Origin of the sequence: Corynebacterium yonathiae, from assembly GCF_027570195.1 — a bacterium.
In the GTDB taxonomy this organism is placed as follows: Bacteria; Actinomycetota; Actinomycetes; order Mycobacteriales; family Mycobacteriaceae; genus Corynebacterium; species Corynebacterium yonathiae.
On the sequence record NZ_JAKMUZ010000040.1, the window covers coordinates 1 to 1,420 of the forward strand.

Annotated in this window: 2 protein-coding genes; both read left to right on the top strand. The window is 53.1% G+C overall.

All coding sequences use genetic code 11. The features are described 5' to 3' along the window. Nucleotides 1–289: hypothetical protein (locus L8V22_RS11565; protein ID WP_269966563.1), on the top strand; the 289-nt coding region annotated here is incomplete at its 5' end. After that, complete coding sequence (locus tag L8V22_RS11570; protein ID WP_238802255.1) at nucleotides 277–1,416, top strand: hypothetical protein; 1,140 nt, start codon at nucleotides 277–279, stop codon at nucleotides 1,414–1,416. The genes L8V22_RS11565 and L8V22_RS11570, both read left to right, overlap by 13 nt. Nucleotides 1,417–1,420: the final 4 nt, after the last annotated feature.

The following is a 1,420-nucleotide window of genomic DNA, read 5'->3' on the forward strand; positions in this document are numbered from 1 at the left end:
ACGTAGAAGAAGAGGACGGTATACCACCGTCCTCTTCTTTTGTTTTGCTAGTCTCAAACGCATGGACCAAGCACAAATTTCTACTGTGGTGGAACAAGTAGAGCAGGGAATTCAAGGCTTGCAAGACGTCGATAAGCTTCTGGCCTATTTAGATAGCCTGCATCCCGATGATCTGGGTGGTGTGGAGTTCCTCGTTGATCGCATGTTTGAGCAGGAGCGTAACCAAATATGGGAGCTTACGGAACCTCTCAAAGAATTTCTTGCGGATTTAAAGGAATGCCAGAAGTAGTGCAGACCCTTACCGAGGCGACCATTAACTTTGTAAAGCCCACCGGACTAAATCTGGCTGACCCCGACGATTCGAGCCAGTACGCCGACCAGGTGTGGCAGGCCGGCGAGCTGCTCCAGACTGCCATGTTTGAACCTCATCTTTTAGCCGGCTATGGAATTGAGCCAATCAAGGCTCACGATATCTTCCTAGTGGCGCAACGCGCAGTTGACGAAGTTCTGCAACAGTTGCCGCTTATTGAGGATGTCAATGAAGCCGTGCGTTGGAGTGCCGAGCGCTTGGCGCAGGAACTACCTCATGCAGCTCAACTATCAAAGGTTGACGGGCTGTACTTGGCCCAGTGGCTCTTGGGCATTCTTGAGTCGCCGTATGCGGAACAAATAGATGTTGACCCCGTGCAGTACGAGGAATCTTTAGGGGTAGAGGGCGTGAAGGAACTTCGCGAGCGGGGGCAGGGTGCGTATGCAAAGCGTCGGTTGGCGGTGCTTTCTGGCTCTGTCGAGGACGTATTTCGTACTCATACGGACGGATACGAGCAGCTGATTCGCGGCCTTTCGGAGATAGGTCAGTTTGACCTCGCCTATAAGTACTCAGAGAAGGCCTTGCTGGCCTTACCCACCGAGGATACTTTCGATATCGTTACTTTTTGGGCCGCGCTTTCCGACGCCCACTTTCCCCACCGCAGTCCCGCCGTACACCGAATAGCCTTCGATAGTTTTCCAATGCTATCGACTGCGCGTGGCCTTTTTGCCGCCGTAGGGGACACCGCGTCCGTACTCATCCAAACTCGCCTGCGGGATAAGCCATGGGACCTAGCGATGTTCCAGTACTTGTGCCTAGATGATCCGGAGCGTGCTTGGGCAACAGCCTCGGACGCCAGAATTGAATGGAGCTTGGCAGAACAGCTTCTTCCGGATTTGCCGGACGAGACCATTCCCATTCTGATGCGAATAGTCGAGGAGCAGTTGGAAAACAAGTGTGGTCGCGACCAAGCGTATGAGTTGCTCGGAAAGGTCCAAAGGGCTGCTGATCCAATTTCCTTTGAAGAATTCTTGGGCCGGCTAAAGCGGAAGTTTGCTGACTGTCCTGAAATTCGCAGCCTGTTTGCCGGCGTCGACGAACTCTAAACCA

Excerpts from the sequence above, each read along its gene's own strand:
- L8V22_RS11570 (WP_238802255.1), top strand. The coding sequence starts at position 277 with ATGCCAGAAGTAGTGCAGACCCTTACCGAGGCGACCATTAACTTTGTA.